The following is an 18,698-nucleotide window of genomic DNA, read 5'->3' on the forward strand; positions in this document are numbered from 1 at the left end:
CGGCTTTATTAACGGGACCACCGATCCCGCCCGGCCTCTTTCGCCCGATACAGCGCCGCGTCAGCCCGGGCGATGATCTCGGGGCCAGCCAGACCGTCCTCCATTCCCGCAATCCCCATGCTGGCGGTGACAACCCCGCTAACCTTCGAGCCACTGTGCGGTATCGCGGCTGAATACAACCCCTCCTGAATGCGTATAGCAACCTGTTCTGCCATGTTCTCCGGGCAGTCAAACAGGATCACTACAAACTCTTCACCACCGTAGCGAGAAACAACGTCGTGAGGTGTACGTACTGACTTTTTCAGCACCTGCGCTACCTGCGCCAGGCAGTCGTCACCCGCCTGGTGGCCATAAGTGTCGTTGTAAAGTTTGAAATAGTCGACATCCAGCATAATCAGCGAGAAGGCTTTTTTCTGATCAACCGCGTTTTCCAGCACGGTTTCCATGGCCCGGCGGTTTGCCGTCTGGGTTAACGCATCCAGATGCGCCAGCGCATCCAGCCGCAGAATGAGTCGCTGATTCTGCTGGTTACGTCGCCAGGCTTCTTCGAACCAGTTCAGGAGGATAAAGCGCCCGCAAATCAGGATCAGGGTGAATACCACCCAGATCACGGCAAAGTGCAGGTTAACGCTCTGGTTCAGGGCGATGCTTGCAGACGGCAGGGCGATCCAGAGCGGCAGGACAAAAGAGAGCAGCCCCGACGGGTGAAAATAGAGCGCGGTCATTCCCGCGAGCAACAGAATCACGAAGATTGGCCAGGCGTGAGGAAGCTGAACAACCGTGATCAACAAATAACTACACAATGACCACAGCAGGCTGCAGATAAACAGCACGACACTGATCCCGACGATACGTCGCCAGGCCATAACCATCAGCGCAGTTGAAAGGATAATGACCCCCAGCATTGAGGTATCGACCATCATCGTTAGGTATTTCGTTGCACCGACCTGGCTGTCGATGTTACCGAACAAGACGTTGCGCAGCAGGAGCATCAGCGCAAAGCTCACGTTCACGAAAGCCAGCCACGGTAGATTCATCGCCAGGCCATGGTGCACCATGGATTTTCGGGTGGGCCAGGTGGCTAGCTCGGGTGGTGTATTGCGTCTTTTTTCCATAAAGGTTGTTTACCCGTCCGGGGGCGTGAAGGTGAGATATCATTAACTATAAGCAGGTTGGATGAATCATCAAAATGAAAGGCAAAAAAAACCGGGCATTACGCCCGGCTGCTGATTATTTTTGTTCGTCTTTTTTCCTGCCGAGCGTTGGCGTCTCGTCAAAGAAGTTCCACGGTTTAAGCAGAGTATGTACCCATTCCGTCGGCATGATCGGCCACTCTTCGGCACGGGCGACGTGGGTTGTCCCTGTGGTCATCCAGATGACGTCATCCTGGTTATTCAGTGACTCGTTATCTTTGCTGTACTGCCCCAGGCCCGTATCGTGGATGGAACGGTTAGGGAATTTCCCTTCCGGGTACAACTCATCAGGATGGTAGCGGGTGACCCACAGCTGCTTATCCATAAAGCTCAGCCGGTGGTAAATCCACTCGTCCGGGGCAAACTTCGCGCCCGTCGCTACCGGGTGTGTACCGCCCGCGTAAGGGATAATCTGGTACGAGACCGGGTTGCCCATGCGGTTCTCTTTGCTGGTATTGCTTAACAAGCGAATGGTGCCCGGGTCGAATTTCTGTGCTGCCTGCTGCTCGGTATCAATGTCGTACTGATTGATCTGCATGGTACTGGTGCGCGGGCCACCGGCGGTGTTCGGTTTAACCTCCGGATCCATCGCTACCAGTTTATTGTTGATGCCATCCACATCCATATCAAGACGGAAGTTATAGATATGCTGGTGGGTGGTACCCACGATGTTGTGATCGATCAGTGTGCCGTATTTGGTGTCGTCTTTCGCGGTGGCGTCATGCATGGTTTTCGCCAGTACGCCTTTCACCGCTTCGATACCCGTCGCACCAGCATCAATTCCAATGGTGCCATTTTCATGGAATACCCAGTCGAAGATGTAATCGTAGTTACCGACAGTACTCACCCAACGTACCACCAGTTCACGACGCTCGGTGCTAACGTTTGGCTGTCCCATCTCCTGGTGCTTGTATTCTGGCCCGGCGTAGCGTTCGAAAATGGCGATTGCGCGCGGGATCTCCATTGGCGCACCGGTGTAATCCGGGATCGTTTCATTGAGCATCACGGCGTTAGACGGCACGTCTTTCCCCCGTACCAGCGAAGAGGTCAGGGTGCCCATGCCATAGTCGCCGGAATCCAGATAGGCTTTGAAATACCAGCCCACGTCCGGGTCGCCGTAAGGGACGATCATGCCACCTAAGGAGCCCTGATACATAACCTGGCGCTTTTTGCCGTTATCGTTGTACGTCACAGTCGAAATCATCGGGCCGACGCGGGAATCCAGGCTCAGGTGGAAATCCCAGTTCTGCCAGTGCACCATATCACCGGTAATGGTGTAGTTCTTGCCTTCTGGCTCGACGATCTCAAGGGGCTTTTTCGCTGTTTCGATACGGTCACGGCCGTCATACGGACGCGGAGCCATGGGAACCGGAATAACAGCGCCTTCTTCAATTTTCTGGATTTTCTTCTGCTCAAGATCGACTACGGCCACCAGGTTTTCAATCGGATGCGCCCAGTAGTTACCGTCACCGACGTCCAGGTAGCTGACCACTTTCAGCAGGCGATCTTCCTGCTTCAGGCCGTCTTTACCGTCAAAATAGCCGACGGTCAGCGGCGTGGTAATCACTTTCTTCGTATCGGTGATACCGTGTTTTTTAAGCACCTCTGCAAACTCAGTGCTCTCGTTGATGATCTGCTGAACCGCGGTGAAGTCATCCAGCAGCACCATGCCGTGTGCGTCTTTTACCGGTTCCCAGCTCAGGATCTTTTTGTCCTTCAGATCCACCCGGCTTTCGATAACGTGCTTCCCGTCGAGCATAACCACGTTTGCCTGGCGGGGAGAATCCACTGCCGTACCGTTAAGCACAAAGTCCCACACTTTGGTCTTATCTGGCTCAGCAAGTGCAATCTGGGTAAAACGGGTATTCGGTTTGAAATCCGCAGAGGTTTTGACGATCTCTACGGCTTGTTTGATTTCGTCAGCCGTTAGCGCGTTTAACGGGTGAGGGCGTTTTTCAACCTGGAAAGTCTGGTCGAGGCCGGACTGGAAAACGTCGTTGATGAAGGTGTCAGAGATAAAGGCCTTTTTGCCTTTCATCACCACCGGTACCTGCAGCTTGAGGGTTTTACCGTTGACGATAGCGGTTTTCGCCCCCGGTTTGACCTTCACATAAGCACCGTCTTTCGCGATGGTGAACAGTTGTGCGTAATCATCCCACTGGACATCCGCGCCAAAGTCCTGCAGCGTTTTGTCCATCGGGACCATGTGCGCCTCGCTGCCGTGAGCGAAAACAGGGGATTGCCAGGCGCAACACAGCGCAACAGCCATAGCCAGTGCCGTTCTACGGGCAGAAAAAGAAGAATTGCTTCCCATCGTAGACCTCATCTTGTTGTGTTTATTGTGTGGTGACAGCCTTATCCTGACAGGCGCCTGAGAAAAGCGTTTGCCTGCATCTGCCAGATTATTTGTCAGTCTTGCCAGGTTAAAAAAAGACCGGGGTGGCATCACACCCCGGTCAACGTGCGAGAGAGAAAAGTGTCAGGCGTCACCCTGCTGGCGCGCCACCAGCGTCAGAATGGAGTAGAGCGCCACGGCCTGCTGATGCTGGTTAAAAATCTCAACGGCCCACTCCACCACGCCCGTCGGTTTTTCCTCGGCGGTGCGTTGTTTCTTCAGCGTTTTACGTTTGCAGGTCAGGCGCACCTGAATGGTATCGCCCGGTTTAACCGGCTCGATAAAGCGCAGGTTTTCCATGCCGTAGTTGGCAATCACCGGCCCGACACCGGCATCAACGAACAATCCTGCTGCGGCGGAAATCAGGAAATAACCGTGGACCACGCGTTCGCCAAAGATTGACTCTGCCGCGCCAATCTTGTCCATGTGCGCGTAAAAGTGATCGCCGCTCAGGCAGGCAAAGTTCACGATATCTGCTTCTGTGAGCGTACGACGCGGCGTCAGCAGGCTGTCGCCCGGCTGCAACTCCTCGAAGTATTTACGGAACGGATGAACGCGGTCTTCCTGCACGTCGGCACCGCGCACCCACTGTTTGCCAATGGCAGCCAGCATGGATGGACTGCCCTGAATGGCGGTGCGCTGCAGATAGTGCTTCACTGCCCGCAGGCCGCCCAGCTCTTCACCGCCGCCCGCGCGACCTGGACCACCGTGGACCAGTTGAGGAAGCGGAGAACCGTGGCCGGTAGACTCTTTCGAGGATTCCTCATTGAGGACCTGAATACGTCCATGAGCGCGTGCCGCGCCGGCAATAAACTGACGGGCGGTTGCCAGATCCGCAGTGACCAGCGTCCCGGCCAGGCTTCCACCGCCCGCGCGGGCAAGCTGCATCGCGTGGGCTGCATTGCGATACGGCATCAGGGTCGCAACCGGACCAAAGGCTTCAGTCGCGTGAACTGCCGGTGTTTCATCCGGCTGCGGACAGAAAAGCAGGGTCGGTGGGAAGAAGGCACCAGTAGCCTGCAAATCCGCTTTGCCCCCCAGGCGAATTTCACAGCCTGCGGCAACCAGCTGATCCACTTTCTCCTGAACGTCCGCACGCTGTTCGCTGTTCACCAGCGCGCCCATTTTTACCCCTTCCTGCGCCGGGTCACCCACCACCACTTTTTCCAGCCGCGCGATTAGCGCCTGGCTGACGGCATCGAGCCGCGTCTGCGGCACAATGATGCGGCGGATCGCCGTACATTTTTGTCCGGACTTGGCGGTCATTTCACGGACGACTTCCCGAATGAACAGGGCAAATTCTGGCTGGTCTGGCGTAACGTCTTCCCCCAGCACGCAGCAGTTCAGGGAGTCAGCTTCCATGGTGAAGGGAATGGCGTTCGCCACAATATTGGGGTGGACGCGCAGGCTTTGCCCGGTACTGGCGGAGCCGGTAAACGTCACCACGTCCTGGCTGTCGAGATGATTCAGCAGCTCCCCTGCGCCACCGCAGATCAGACTGATGGCGCCGTCCGGTACCAGGCCGCTGTCGATAATGGATTTCACCATCGCCTGGGTCACCTGCGCTGTGGCGGTAGCGGGTTTGATGATGGCAGGCATCCCGGCGAGCCAGGTAGGGGCCAGCTTTTCCAGCATGCCCCAGCACGGGAAGTTAAAGGCGTTGATATGAACCGCCACGCCCGATTTTGACGTCAGGACATGGCGTGCGGCAAAACCACCTTCCTTCGACAGAGGGATCAACTCATCCTCAGGCCACAGTGTGTCATCCGGCAGTTCGCGGCTGCCCAGGCTGGCATAGGTGAAGAGGGTACCGATACCGCCTTCAATATCCACCCAGCTGTCTGCCTTTGTCGCCCCGGTCTGGGCGGACAGGGCATAAAACGTCTCTTTGTGACTAAGCAGATGTTTCGCCACCGCCTTCAGCATGGCAGCACGTTCGATAAAGGTCATTTTGTGAAGTGCTTCGCCGCCGTGCTCAATGGCATAGCGACGGGCGGCCGCCATATCCAGCCCTTCGCTGGTCACGCTCCACAGCGCTTCGCCAGTGATGGCGTGATGAATAGTGCGTTCGCGGCCCCGGCCAGACTGCCAGGTACCGGACAAGAAGCTGGCTAACTGCTGCATCGCTTATCTCCAAATGTTACGAAAATTCACCATTAATAGTTTGATCGTGAATCATAAAAATCAAGCTGAGTTTTAATGATTTGTTAACATTGTGATCCGGCACTGATGAAGTGCAGTGCGCAAACGCCCGGATGTTAGGGTGTGCTGTAAAAGCCTTGCGAGCGGCATCACAAAACCAGGAAACAATTCTTGGGGTTATATTTAACCTTTGTGTAACTTTTAAAAAACAAAGTGATTCAACATTTCGCTTTAGATTGCAAACTAACGAATCATAAAGGTGATGACGTGACGCAAGAACAACGGTTTGAGCAGCGCATAGCGCAGGAGACGGCGATAGAGCCCCAGGACTGGATGCCTGAGGCCTACCGCAAGACGCTGATCCGCCAGATTGGCCAGCACGCGCACTCCGAAATTGTCGGCATGCTGCCCGAAGGTAACTGGATCACCCGCGCACCGACGTTGCGTCGTAAAGCGATCCTGCTGGCGAAAGTGCAGGACGAAGCCGGACACGGTTTGTACCTGTATAGCGCGGCAGAAACGCTGGGCTGCGCGCGGGAAGACATCTACCAGAAGATGCTCGACGGCAAGATGAAATACTCCTCCATTTTCAACTACCCAACCCTGAGCTGGGCCGATATCGGCGTGATCGGCTGGCTGGTGGACGGCGCTGCCATCGTTAATCAGGTGGCGCTGTGCCGGACTTCTTATGGGCCGTATGCCAGGGCAATGGTGAAAATCTGTAAAGAAGAGAGCTTCCATCAACGCCAGGGCTTTGAAGCCTGTATGGCGCTGGCGCAGGGTAGTGAAGCCCAACGCCAGATGCTGCAGGACGCCATCAACCGTTTCTGGTGGCCGGCACTGATGATGTTTGGGCCGAACGATGACAACTCGCCGAACAGCGCCCGCAGCCTGGCCTGGAAAATCAAACGCTTCGGCAATGACGAACTTCGCCAGCGTTTTGTCGACAACACCATTCCCCAGGTGGAGATGCTCGGCATGACGGTGCCCGATCCCGACCTGCGTTTTGACGACGAGAGCGGTCATTACCGTTTCGGCGAGATCGACTGGCAGGAATTTGAAGAGGTGATTAACGGGCGTGGCATCTGTAACCACGAACGCCTGGCCGCCAAACGCAAGGCCTGGGAAGAGGGGGCGTGGGTGCGTGAAGCTGCACTGGCGCACGCAGAAAAACAACATGCCCGCAAAGTGGCTTGAGAGGAATCACGATGAGCAATGTCTACTGGCCGCTGTACGAAGTGTTCGTACGCAGCAAACAAGGTTTGTCCCACCGTCACGTGGGAAGTCTGCATGCCGCTGACGATCGCATGGCGCTGGAAAATGCGCGTGATGCTTATACCCGCCGCAGCGAAGGGTGCTCCATCTGGGTGGTCAAGGCGAGCGAGATTATCGCCTCCCAGCCGGAAGAGAGCGGCGAGTTTTTCGACCCGGCGGAAAGCAAGGTCTACCGCCACCCGACGTTTTACACCATCCCTGATGGCATCGAGCACATGTGAGGTTGGGGATGAAAACAGTCACTGCATATGCCCTGCGTCTGGGCGACAACGGTCTGGTGCTTTCGCAGCGTCTCGGCGCCTGGTGCGGTCACGCACCGGAGCTTGAGATCGACCTCGCGCTGGCCAATATCGGTCTCGACCTGCTGGGGCAGGCGCGCAATTTCCTGACCTATGCCGCGGAGCTGGAAGGTCAGGGCGATGAAGACACGCTGGCATTTGGGCGTGACGAGCGTCAGTTCCGTAATGTGCTGCTGGTGGAGCAGCCGAACGGCAACTTCGCCGACACGATTGCCCGTCAGTACCTGATGGATGCCTGGAATGTGGCGCTATATGAACGCCTTGCACACAGCAGCGACAGTCAGCTTGCCGCCATTGCTGCAAAAGCCATTAAAGAGGCGCGCTACCATCTGCGCTTTAGCCGTGGCTGGCTGGTGCGCCTGGGTGATGGCACCGAAACCTCCACGCAAAAAATGCAGCAGGCCATCGACACTTTGTGGCGCTTTACGGCCGAACTGTTCGAAGCCGATGACGTCGAGCTGGAGCTGATTGCCTCCGGCGTGGCGGTTGACCCGCGCACCTTGCGCCAACCGTGGGAAAGCGAAGTGTTTGCCGGTCTGGCAGAAGCCAACCTGAAGGTACCCGACGAAGTGGCGTATCGCACCGGGGGCAAGAAAGGGCTACATACCGAACATCTGGGCCCGATGCTGGCGGAAATGCAATATCTCCAGCGCGCGTATCCGGGTCAACAGTGGTAATAGCGGAGGTCATGATGCAGCGTTTTGCTGAGATTGCACCGGCGGAGATCCCGCAGATCTGGTCGCTGCTAAGCCAGATCCCGGACCCGGAAGTGCCCGTGTTAACCATCACCGATCTGGGCATGGTGCGAAGCGTCGCACCGCAAGGTGAAGGCTGGGTCATTGGCTTCACGCCGACCTACTCAGGTTGCCCGGCGACGGAACACCTGCTGGGTGCTATCCGCGAAACGATGACCGCACACGGGTTTACGCCGGTTCATATTGTGCTCCAGCTTGAACCCGCCTGGACCACCGACTGGATGACCGCCGATGCCCGCGAGCGTCTGCGTGAATATGGCATCAGCCCGCCGGTCGGCCACAGCTGCCATGCCCATGCGCCCGCTGAGGTGACGTGTCCGCGCTGTGCGAGCACCGATACCTCGCTTATCAGTGAATTTGGTTCAACGGCCTGCAAAGCGCTCTATCGCTGCAACACCTGCCGTGAGCCTTTCGACTATTTCAAATGTATTTGAGGCTGCCATGACAACGTTTCATTCATTAACAGTGGCAAAAGTGGAACCCGAAACCCGTGATGCGGTAACGATCACCTTCGCGGTGCCGCAGGAATTACAGGACGCGTACCGCTTTCGTCCGGGGCAGCACCTGACCCTGAAAACGAAACTGGGCGGGGATGAACTGCGCCGCTGTTACTCCATTTGCCGGAGCAGCGCACCGGGTGAGATCAGCGTGGCGGTCAAAGCCATCGAGGGCGGACGATTCTCCCGCTATGCCCGGGATCAGATTAAACAGGGTATGGCGCTGGAGGTGATGGTTCCTCAGGGCCAGTTTGGCTACCAGCCGCAGGCGGAACGTGAAGGACACTATCTGGCGATTGCTGCAGGCTCCGGGATCACCCCGATGTTGGCGATTTTATCCGCAACGCTTGCCACCGAACCGAACAGTCATTTCACCCTGATTTACGGCAACCGCAGCAGCCAGAGCATGATGTTCCGCCAGGCGCTGGCGGACCTGAAAGACAAATACCCGCAGCGGCTGCAGCTGGTCTCCATCTTCAGCCAGGAGCGTCTGGACAGCGATCTTCTCCATGGTCGTATTGACGGGGAAAAACTGCAGGCACTGGCGAAAACGCTGATCAACTTCCGCCAGTACGACGAAGCGTTTATCTGCGGTCCGTCGGCGATGATGGATGAGGCCGAAAGCACATTAAAAGCGCTGGGGATGCCGGAAAAAGCCATCCATCTGGAACGTTTTAATACGCCAGGCTCAGCGGCTAAACGCACGGTTAGCGTGCAGGCTGAGGGGCAGAAAGTCACCGTTCGTCAGGACGGCCGTGACCGTGAAATCACCCTAACGGCGGACGATGAAAGTATTCTTGATGCCGCGCTGCGCCAGGGGGCGGATCTGCCGTATGCCTGTAAAGGCGGCGTGTGCGCCACCTGTAAATGTAAAGTGCTGCGCGGCAAAGTGGACATGGTGACCAACTATAGCCTGGAGCCGGACGAACTGGCCGCCGGGTATGTGCTGAGCTGTCAGTCGCTGCCGTTAACCGCTGACGTGATCGTCGATTTCGACGCGAAGGGGATGGCATGAGCGAACTGATTGTCACCCGCCATGGCCGCGTGTTGCAGCTGACGCTGAACCGTCCGGCGGCACGCAACGCCCTCAACAATTCGCTGCTGACGCAGATTGCGGAACAGCTTGAGGCGGCGGCCTGTGATAGCGGCATTTCTGCCTGCGTTATTTATGGCAACGAGCGTTGCTTCGCGGCCGGGGCGGATCTCAACGAAATGGCAGATAAAGACTTGCCGGCCACGTTGAACGATATCCGTCCGCAGCTGTGGAAGCGGATAGACGCATTTAACAAACCGCTGATTGCCGCCGTGAACGGCTTCGCGCTGGGGGCTGGATGTGAACTGGCACTGCTCTGCGACGTGGTGATCGCCGGGGATAACGCGCGTTTCGGTCTGCCGGAAATCACCCTCGGGATTATGCCTGGCGCGGGCGGCACGCAGCGTCTCATTCGCAGCGTGGGCAAATCCCTCGCCAGCAAAATGGTGCTGACCGGGGAAAGTCTCTCCGCACAACAGGCGCTGAGTGCTGGGCTGGTCAGCGATGTGTTCCCGGTCTCCCTGACGCTGGAGTATGCCCTGAAGCAGGCGGCATTGATGGCGCGTCATTCGCCGCTGGCATTGCAGGCCGCGAAACAGGCGCTGCGCCAGTCTCAGGAAGTGCCATTGCAGGCAGGATTGGCACAGGAACGTCAGCTTTTTACGCTGCTTTCCGCGACCGAAGACCGCCGGGAAGGAATCAATGCCTTCTTACAGAAACGCACCCCCGACTTTAAAGGACGCTAATTGTGGAATTTATCCTGAGTAACGTAGAGCAAGGCGTAATGACCATTACGCTGAACCGCCCGGAGCGTCTGAACAGCTTTAACGACGTGATGCATCAGCAGCTTTCGGAGTGCCTGAAACAGGCCGAGCGTGATGACACCATCCGCTGTCTGCTGATCACCGGGGCAGGACGCGGTTTCTGTGCCGGTCAGGATCTGAATGACCGCAATGTTGACCCCAACGGCCCGGCGCCGGATCTGGGCATGTCCGTGGAGACGTTTTACAACCCGCTGGTGCGCCGCCTGGCAAAACTGCCGAAGCCGGTCATCTGCGCGGTCAACGGCGTGGCGGCCGGTGCCGGGGCTACGCTGGCGCTCGGATGCGACATGGTCATTGCGGCGCGTTCCGCCAACTTTGTGATGGCCTTCAGCAAGCTTGGGTTAGTCCCGGACTGCGGTGGCACCTGGCTGCTGCCGCGCGTTGCCGGACGCGCTCGCGCCATGGGGCTGGCGCTGCTGGGGGACAAACTCAGCGCCGAACAAGCGCAGGCCTGGGGGATGATCTGGCAGGTGGTGGACGACGAGCAGCTTTCCGCCACGGCACAGCAGATGGCGCTGCATTTTGCCTCACAGCCGACGTTTGGTCTGGGGCTGATCAAGCAGGCCATCAACGCGGCGGAAACCAACACCCTCGATGCGCAACTCGATCTCGAGCGCGACTATCAACGCCTGGCCGGGCGCAGCGACGACTACCGCGAGGGCGTCAGCGCCTTCCTGGCAAAGCGCGCGCCGAACTTTACGGGGAAATAAGATGTTGAACATACGCACTGTCGCCGTGATTGGCAGCGGCACGATGGGCGCCGGAATTGCCGAAGTCGCGGCCAGCCATGGTCATCACGTCCTGATATACGACATCTCCGCAGATGCGATCTCGCGCGCCATTGACGGCATTCGCCAGCGTCTGGCTTCCCGGGTGACGCGGGGAAAACTCTCCGCAGATGCCGGTAGCCAAATCCTGGCCAGACTGCTGCCAGTGACCGATATCGAGGCACTCTCGGCGGCAGATCTGGTGATTGAAACGACCTCTGAGCGTCTGGAGGTGAAAAAGGCGCTGTTTGCACAGCTGGCCGCGATCTGCCCGGCTCAGACGGTGCTGACCAGTAACACCTCGTCTATTTCAGTTACCGCGATTGCGGCCGACGTGCACCACCCGGAGCGCGTGGCGGGACTGCATTTCTTTAACCCGGCACCGGTAATGAAGCTGGTGGAAGTGGTCAGCGGGCTGGCGACCTCTCCGGAAGTGGCCGATGCGCTGTGCGAGCTGGCGCTCAACTGGGGGAAACAACCCGTTCGCTGCCAGTCAACGCCGGGGTTCATCGTGAACCGCGTTGCACGTCCGTTCTACTCTGAAGCCTGGCGCGCACTGGAAGAACAGGTGGCCGCGCCGGAAGTGATTGACGCCGCACTGCGCGAAGGCGGCGGTTTCCCGATGGGGCCACTGGAACTCACAGACTTGATTGGTCAGGACGTTAACTTTGCCGTGACCTGTTCGGTGTTTAACGCCTTCTGGCAGGAACGCCGTTTTCTGCCTTCGCTGGTCCAGCAGGAGCTGGTGCTGGCGGGGCGACTCGGTAAAAAAAGCGGAAAGGGCGTTTACGACTGGCAAGGGGATAAACCCGACGTGCAGTGGGTTGAGCCCGTGGATGACAGTTATCGTCCGATGCGCATCGAAAAGAAAAGTGACGGCGTCACTGAAATTGACGATGTGTATCTGATGGAAACGCAGGGTGAAACCGCTCAGGCGCTGGCGTTACGGTTTAACTGCCCGGTGGTGATGGTTGACCGTATTGAGCGCGATGTGGCGGTGATTGCGGCGGCAGCCAGCAACCCGCAGACCGCGACGTTAAAAGCCATCTGGTACTTGCAACAGCAGGGCAAACGGGTCGTACAAATTGCCGATTATCCGGGCATGCTGGTCTGGCGCACGCTGGCGATGATTGCCAACGAAGCGCTGGATGCCCTGCAAAAAGGGGTGGCCAGCGAGAAGGATATTGATACCGCCATGCGCCTCGGCGTGAACTACCCGAGCGGTCCGATTGCCTGGGGGGAGCGTCTGGGCTGGCAACGTCTGCTGACGCTGCTGGAGAACCTGCAACGTCATTATGGTGAAGAACGTTATCGTCCCTGTTCACTGCTGCGCCAGCGTGCGCTTCTGGAGAGTAGCTATGAGTCCTAACGCCTGGCATAACGCCCGCACGATGTACGAAAAGGACGCCTGCGCGCAGGCGCTTGGAATCGACATCATTGAAATGGACGAAGGTTATGCGGTGGTGACGATGACCATCACCCCACAGATGCTTAACGGCCATAAAACCTGTCACGGTGGACAGCTTTTCTCGCTGGCGGACACCGCCTTTGCCTACGCCTGCAACAGCCAGGGGCTGGCTGCGGTCGCCTCCGGTTGCTCGATTGATTTTCTGCGTCCGGGCTTTGCGGGGGATACGCTGACCGCCACCGCGCGGGTAAAGCATCAGGGCAAACTCACCGGCGTGTATGACATTGAAATTCAGAATCAACAACAGAAAACCGTCGCCCTTTTTCGCGGAAAATCGCACCGCATTGGCGGCAGTGTGACAGGAGAAGCCTGATGCGTGATGCATTTATTTGTGATGGCGTACGAACCCCGGTGGGGCGTTACGGCGGCGCACTTTCCGCTGTTCGCGCTGACGATCTGGGCGCCGTTCCGCTGCGTGCGCTGCTGGCGCGTTATCCACAGCTTGATCTGGAGCGGATTGATGATGTGATCCTCGGTTGCGCCAACCAGGCGGGGGAAGACAACCGCAACGTGGCGCGCATGTCGTCCCTGCTGGCGGGATTGCCGCAGACGGTTTCCGGCACCACCATTAACCGCCTGTGCGGTTCGGGGCTGGACGCGATTGGCTTTGCAGCCCGCGCTATTAAAGCAGGCGATGGCGATCTGTTGCTGGCGGGCGGCGTGGAGTCTATGTCCCGCGCGCCGTTTGTGATGGGGAAAGCCACCGCCGCGTTTCAGCGTCAGGCAGAGATCTTTGATACCACCATCGGCTGGCGTTTTGTGAATCCGCTCATGCATCAGCACTTCGGAACTGACAGTATGCCGGAAACGGCAGAGAATGTAGCTGAATTGTTAAATATCAGCCGTGCCGATCAGGACGCTTTTGCGCTACGCAGCCAGCAGAGAACCGCCAGGGCGCAGCAGAACGGTATTCTGGCGCAGGAGATTGTGCCGGTGCTGGTGCCAGGTAAAAAAGGCGCGGTAACGGAATGTAGCGTGGATGAACATCCACGAGCGGATACGACACTTGAACAACTTGCCGGGCTGAAAACACCGTTTCGTAAAAATGGGGTGGTTACGGCGGGGAATGCCTCTGGCGTGAACGACGGCGCAGCAGCGCTGATCGTCGCCAGTGAACAGATGGCGCTCGCGCAGGGATTAGTCCCGCGTACGCGTATTGTGGCGATGGCGACGGCAGGCGTGGAGCCGCGTCTGATGGGCTTAGGCCCGGTACCTGCCACCCGCAAAGTGCTGGAGCGAGCCGGACTCAGTATCAACGATATGGACGTCATCGAGCTTAACGAAGCTTTTGCTTCGCAGGCGCTGGGCGTGCTGCGTCAGTTAGGGTTACCCGATGATGCCGCTCACGTTAACCCGAACGGGGGCGCTATTGCGTTAGGCCACCCGCTGGGGATGAGCGGTGCCAGACTGGCGCTGGCCGCAAGCAATGAATTGCATCGACGCAACGGGCGCTATGCGCTGTGTACGATGTGCATCGGTGTGGGTCAGGGCATTGCCATGATCCTTGAGCGTGTTTGAGCGAATAACAATGTGAGTACCCTACAATGACAAATACAACAAAGCTTGACCCGATCGAAACAGCATCCCTTGACGAATTACAGGCTCTTCAGACCGAGCGTCTGAAATGGACGCTGCACCATGCCTATAACAACGTACCGATGTACAAACGCAAGTTTGACGCAGCGGGCGTTCACCCTGACGATTTCAAAGAGCTGGCGGATATCCGTAAATTCCCGTGCACGACCAAGCAGGACCTGCGGGATAACTATCCGTTCGATACCTTTGCCGTACCGATGGAGCAGGTAGTGCGTATTCACGCCTCCTCAGGCACCACCGGCAAGCCAACGGTGGTGGGTTATACCCAAAATGATATCGACACCTGGGCCAATCTGGTGGCCCGCTCCCTGCGCGCCGCGGGCGGCAGTGCAAAAGACAAAATTCACGTAGCCTATGGTTACGGGTTGTTTACCGGCGGTCTGGGCGCGCATTACGGTGCGGAACGTTTAGGCGCAACGGTGATCCCGATGTCGGGTGGTCAGACGGAGAAGCAGGCGCAGCTTATCCGGGATTTCCAGCCAGATATGATCATGGTGACGCCATCCTACTGCCTTAACCTGATTGAAGAACTGGAACGCCAGATGGGCGGCGATGCCAGTACCTGTTCTCTTCGTGTGGGCGTGTTCGGCGCCGAGCCGTGGACGCAGGCCATGCGCCGTGAGATTGAAAAACGGCTAGGGATCACAGCGCTGGATATTTATGGTCTCTCTGAAGTGATGGGCCCCGGCGTGGCGATGGAGTGTATCGAAACCGCCGATGGTCCGACCATCTGGGAAGATCATTTCTATCCGGAGATCGTCAACCCGAACGACGGCACGCCGCTTAATGACGGCGAGCAGGGCGAACTGCTGTTTACCACGCTGACGAAAGAGGCGCTGCCGGTGATCCGCTACCGTACCCGTGACCTGACACGCCTGCTGCCAGCAACCGCGCGCAGTATGCGTCGTATGGACCGGATCAGCGGTCGCAGTGACGATATGCTGATCATCCGTGGCGTCAACGTCTTCCCGTCGCAGCTGGAAGAGGAAATTGTGAAGTTCGAACATCTCTCGCCGCATTACCAGCTGGAGGTGAACCGTCGCGGACATCTTGATTCACTTTCCGTGAAGGTGGAGCTGAAAGAGAGCAGCCTGACGCTGACGCACGAACAGCGTTGCCAGGTGTGCCACCAGTTGCGCCACCGCATTAAATCGATGGTCGGGATTTCAACCGACGTGATGATCGTTAACTGCGGCAGTATCCCGCGCTCAGAGGGGAAAGCCTGCCGGGTGTTTGATTTGCGTAAAGTCGCGGCCAACGGCTGAGTTTCTTCTTCCCTCTCTCCGCCGGAGAGAGGGAATGCAGAACTATGCTATGATTCATCCGGGACAAAAATTACAACAGAATGAATCACATGAAACTCGACGCCTTCATCCAGCACGCGGTCAGCTCCGTTCCGGTCAGCGGGACATCCCTTATCTCTTCATTATACGGTGACGCGCTTTCCCATCGCGGGGGCGAGATTTGGCTCGGAAGCCTGGCGGCATTACTGGAGGGTATGGGGTTCGGCGAACGGTTCGTGCGAACTGCGTTATTCCGCCTTAACAAAGAGGGCTGGCTTGACGTCTCGCGCATTGGACGCCGCAGCTTTTATCGCCTGAGCGACAAAGGGCTACGCTTAACCCGCCGCGCGGAGAATAAGATCTATCGCGCGGAGTTGCCCGCCTGGGACGGAAAATGGTTATTGCTGCTCTCTGAAGGCCTGGACAAAACCACGCTTGCCGATGTCAAAAAACAGCTGATCTGGCAGGGGTTTGGCACGCTGGCGCCGAGCCTGATGGCCTCGCCATCGCAGCATCTGGCGGATGTGCAGTCCCTGCTTCATGATGCTGGCGTGGCGGAAAACGTCATCTTCTTTGAAGCTCACTCGCCGCTGGCTTTATCCCGCGCTGCGTTGCGTTCGCGGGTGGAAGAGTGCTGGCAACTGACCGAACAAAACACGATGTACGAAACGTTTATTAGCTCGTTCCGACCGCTGCTGCCGCTGCTGAAAGAGGCGACACCAGAGGAGCTGACGCCAGAGCGTTGTTTCCAGATCCAGCTGTTGCTTATCCATTTTTATCGTCGTGTGGTGCTGAAAGACCCATTGCTGCCGGAAGAGCTACTGCCAGCGCACTGGGCCGGGCAAAGCGCCCGGCAGCTCTGCATCAATATTTATCAGCGTGTGGCACCAGGGGCGCTGGCGTTTGTCAGTGAGAAAGGCGAAACCTCCGTCGGTGAACTGCCCGTGCCCGGCACGCTCTACTATCAACGCTTTGGTGGTCTTACGAGCACATAAGGAGTGAGGATGCCTGTTTATCAAATTGATGGTCTGACGCCGGTCGTACCTGACGAGAGCTATGTTCACCCGACGGCGGTACTCATTGGTGATGTGATCCTGGGGAAAGGTGTTTATGTCGGCCCGAACGCCAGCCTGCGCGGAGATTTTGGCCGTATTGTGGTGAAAGATGGCGCGAACATTCAGGATAACTGCGTGATGCATGGTTTCCCTGAGCAGGACACGGTGGTGGAAGAGGACGGACATATCGGCCACAGCGCGATTCTGCATGGCTGTGTTATTCGCCGTAACGCACTGGTGGGAATGAACGCTGTGGTGATGGACGGCGCGGTGATTGGTGAAAACAGCATCGTCGGCGCGGCGGCATTTGTGAAGGCGAAAGCGGAAATGCCCGCAGGGCATTTGATTATTGGCAGCCCGGCCAAAGCGATTCGCGAGTTGAGCGAGCAGGAACTGGCGTGGAAAAAACAGGGTACAAGGGAATATCAGGTGCTGGTGGAGCGCTGTAAGCTGACCATGCACCAGGTGGAACCGCTGCGTGAAGTGGAGCCTGGGCGGAAAAGGCTGACGTTTGATGAGAATTTAAGGCCGAAGTCGGCGGTGTGAGGTGAGATATTGAAGCAGGGGCGGATGGAACCGACCCATGCTGCGGTTATCTGTACAGTTGCAATTAAATGAGGCTAATTATTTAATCCCTGCTGCCGATAATCTTTTTCTCTGGTTATATATGAAGGAACATGTATGCATTACGCACGGCCTCTTCTTCGCCCTCTGTTTTTACTTTCTCTGTTGCCGTTTTCTTTTGCTCAGGCCGCTGAAAAGCCTGAACTTATCGGCGGTGGCATTAACCCCTTGTCTGTTACCCGCATCCACGATCGTGTGAGTTATATGGTGTCGTTAAACTTCAATAACGGCAAAACAGCGCAACAATGGCGTTCAGTGGATTGTAAGCAGGGTAAGTCCGAGCTTCTGTACAAGGATTTACTGGATGATGAAGGGTTAACCAAAGTCCGTTTTTACGGCGACAGCTACATGCGGTATGCGCCAGCACAGGATGATAAGCTGATGACGGCAGAGGATATCCGTAAGATCTGCCAGCTACCGGTAAAAGAACCTCTGTGGGAAAGATTATCAGCCACGTCTGCAACGGGCATTACCGATCTTGTCGATGTTAACAGCATTCATCGCGTTGGCGACATTTTAACGGTACGCATGGGATATGATTTTGCCGATATCATCTGGGAACCGCCTTATGACGCGCCGCTTGAATTAAAGATTGAGCACTATTTCTATAATTGCAAAACCCATCAGGGCGACGCTGTCGCTGCAATGAACTTCGATGGCCAGGGTCGCGTAACGGACTCACTCATCACGGCTGATATTGTTCGCCGCAAAAGTAGCTTCAAGATTGACGCTCAAAAGGCACAACACTTTGAGCAACTCTGCCAGCTACCTGCAGGCAAAACGTTCACCGCTGAAGGGCGCTTTGTACCCGCGGTGAACAAGTCAGCGTCCACGTTGATGGGGCCCTCAATGCCCGATCTGAGCAATAATAATCCGCAATGGTTGAGCAAATACCCCCTTTCTGCTGCCGTTGATCGCCAGGCGCAGGCATTGATCAAATCCTGGGCGATACCGCGTTTTAAACAGGTTCGGTATACCGAAGTCAGCGCGCTCGGTAAGATTAAAGTCCAGTTGGATGCGCAATCGGATGGTTATATACGTAAGCTGGAAGATTATGGCATCTGGACTGTTCAACGTTTAACGCTGGCTAATCTGTTGCAACTGAAATTCGCCATGTCCATCAGTAGCGGTGCCATGTTGCTCAACACATTGCAGACGGATCTGCATTTCCCGTTAGTACAGGGTCAAAAATATCAGGCTAAATTGGAAAATATTGATGCGGATAAGAAAGTCACATCGTCAGCGATGCGCTGTGAAGTGACGGGGGAAGGGGATGCACAGCGTATCGCACCTGAGTTTAGTGGGAAATATTTGTTAGTTGAGTGTCACGAAAGTAATGAGGGGCAACCGGATAACAGGAGCAAATTAGCCTGGCTGCAGGATCTCAATATCTTCGTCCCTGTTGCTCAGCAACTGGGCGATAAGCCTGAAAGGTTGGTGACGCTGGAAAATGTGAGTGTGACGCGATAATCAATAACCAGGCCTTACCGAG

General features: G+C 56.8%; 17 protein-coding genes. 14 read left to right on the plus strand and 3 right to left on the minus strand.

The window, feature by feature from the left end:
* Nucleotides 1-8 precede the first annotated feature (8 nt).
* The 3 genes from AAHF05_RS10320 to paaZ all read right to left on the minus strand — a co-directional run bounded on the left by AAHF05_RS10320 (nt 9) and on the right by paaZ (nt 5,712).
* Nucleotides 9-1,115 carry a GGDEF domain-containing protein gene (locus tag AAHF05_RS10320; RefSeq protein ID WP_129324822.1) on the minus strand — a complete coding sequence of 369 codons (1,107 nt, stop codon included), beginning with the start codon at nt 1,113-1,115 and terminating at the stop codon, nt 9-11.
* A 115-nt stretch (nt 1,116-1,230) separates the two neighbouring features.
* Nucleotides 1,231-3,507, minus strand: coding sequence for a primary-amine oxidase (tynA, locus tag AAHF05_RS10325; protein WP_129324821.1), 2,277 nt, complete (start codon nt 3,505-3,507; stop codon nt 1,231-1,233).
* 165 nt (nt 3,508-3,672) lie between these two features.
* Complete coding sequence (paaZ, locus tag AAHF05_RS10330; protein WP_129324820.1) at nt 3,673-5,712, minus strand: phenylacetic acid degradation bifunctional protein PaaZ; 2,040 nt, start codon at nt 5,710-5,712, stop codon at nt 3,673-3,675.
* A gap of 285 nt (nt 5,713-5,997) precedes the next feature.
* On the opposite strand from paaZ, the gene paaA reads away from it, so the two are divergent.
* The 14 genes from paaA (at nt 5,998) to AAHF05_RS10400 (ending at nt 18,676) form a co-directional block, all read left to right on the plus strand.
* Nucleotides 5,998-6,927, plus strand: coding sequence for a 1,2-phenylacetyl-CoA epoxidase subunit PaaA (paaA, locus tag AAHF05_RS10335; protein ID WP_028017549.1), 930 nt, complete (start codon nt 5,998-6,000; stop codon nt 6,925-6,927).
* A gap of 11 nt (nt 6,928-6,938) precedes the next feature.
* The gene (paaB, locus tag AAHF05_RS10340) at nt 6,939-7,226 is read left to right on the plus strand and encodes a 1,2-phenylacetyl-CoA epoxidase subunit PaaB (protein WP_006175064.1); all 288 of its coding nucleotides are present in this window, start codon (nt 6,939-6,941) and stop codon (nt 7,224-7,226) included.
* 8 nt (nt 7,227-7,234) lie between these two features.
* On the plus strand, nt 7,235-7,981 hold the full coding sequence (paaC, locus tag AAHF05_RS10345) for a 1,2-phenylacetyl-CoA epoxidase subunit PaaC (RefSeq protein ID WP_129324818.1): 747 nt from the start codon (nt 7,235-7,237) through the stop codon (nt 7,979-7,981).
* Between the two features lie 14 nt (nt 7,982-7,995).
* Nucleotides 7,996-8,493, plus strand: coding sequence for a 1,2-phenylacetyl-CoA epoxidase subunit PaaD (gene paaD, locus AAHF05_RS10350; protein ID WP_028017547.1), 498 nt, complete (start codon nt 7,996-7,998; stop codon nt 8,491-8,493).
* A gap of 7 nt (nt 8,494-8,500) precedes the next feature.
* Nucleotides 8,501-9,571, plus strand: coding sequence for a 1,2-phenylacetyl-CoA epoxidase subunit PaaE (gene paaE / locus AAHF05_RS10355; protein ID WP_049006792.1), 1,071 nt, complete (start codon nt 8,501-8,503; stop codon nt 9,569-9,571).
* The gene (gene paaF / locus AAHF05_RS10360) at nt 9,568-10,335 is read left to right on the plus strand and encodes a 2,3-dehydroadipyl-CoA hydratase PaaF (RefSeq protein WP_028017545.1); all 768 of its coding nucleotides are present in this window, start codon (nt 9,568-9,570) and stop codon (nt 10,333-10,335) included. Before paaE ends, paaF begins: the two co-directional genes overlap by 4 nt.
* Nucleotides 10,335-11,123, plus strand: coding sequence for a 2-(1,2-epoxy-1,2-dihydrophenyl)acetyl-CoA isomerase PaaG (gene paaG, locus AAHF05_RS10365; protein WP_128347900.1), 789 nt, complete (start codon nt 10,335-10,337; stop codon nt 11,121-11,123). The genes paaF and paaG overlap by 1 nt, the downstream gene beginning before the upstream one ends.
* A gap of 1 nt (nt 11,124) precedes the next feature.
* Entirely contained in the window at nt 11,125-12,549 is a 1,425-nt protein-coding gene (gene paaH, locus AAHF05_RS10370; RefSeq protein WP_374936457.1) for a 3-hydroxyacyl-CoA dehydrogenase PaaH, read from the plus strand.
* Nucleotides 12,539-12,961, plus strand: coding sequence for a hydroxyphenylacetyl-CoA thioesterase PaaI (paaI, locus tag AAHF05_RS10375; RefSeq protein ID WP_049006797.1), 423 nt, complete (start codon nt 12,539-12,541; stop codon nt 12,959-12,961). Before paaH ends, paaI begins: the two co-directional genes overlap by 11 nt.
* Nucleotides 12,961-14,166 carry a 3-oxoadipyl-CoA thiolase gene (gene pcaF / locus AAHF05_RS10380; RefSeq protein WP_129324816.1) on the plus strand — a complete coding sequence of 402 codons (1,206 nt, stop codon included), beginning with the start codon at nt 12,961-12,963 and terminating at the stop codon, nt 14,164-14,166. The genes paaI and pcaF overlap by 1 nt, the downstream gene beginning before the upstream one ends.
* A 26-nt stretch (nt 14,167-14,192) precedes the next feature.
* Entirely contained in the window at nt 14,193-15,509 is a 1,317-nt protein-coding gene (gene paaK, locus AAHF05_RS10385) for a phenylacetate--CoA ligase PaaK (protein ID WP_028017540.1), read from the plus strand.
* 80 nt (nt 15,510-15,589) lie between these two features.
* On the plus strand, nt 15,590-16,522 hold the full coding sequence (paaX, locus tag AAHF05_RS10390; RefSeq protein WP_028017539.1) for a phenylacetic acid degradation operon negative regulatory protein PaaX: 933 nt from the start codon (nt 15,590-15,592) through the stop codon (nt 16,520-16,522).
* Between the two features lie 9 nt (nt 16,523-16,531).
* The gene (gene paaY / locus AAHF05_RS10395; protein WP_028017538.1) at nt 16,532-17,128 is read left to right on the plus strand and encodes a phenylacetic acid degradation protein PaaY; all 597 of its coding nucleotides are present in this window, start codon (nt 16,532-16,534) and stop codon (nt 17,126-17,128) included.
* A gap of 135 nt (nt 17,129-17,263) precedes the next feature.
* Entirely contained in the window at nt 17,264-18,676 is a 1,413-nt protein-coding gene (locus AAHF05_RS10400; protein ID WP_129324815.1) for a hypothetical protein, read from the plus strand.
* Nucleotides 18,677-18,698 lie beyond the last annotated feature (22 nt).

This window comes from Enterobacter adelaidei, from assembly GCF_041937165.1.
Lineage (GTDB): Bacteria > Pseudomonadota > Gammaproteobacteria > Enterobacterales > Enterobacteriaceae > Enterobacter > Enterobacter adelaidei.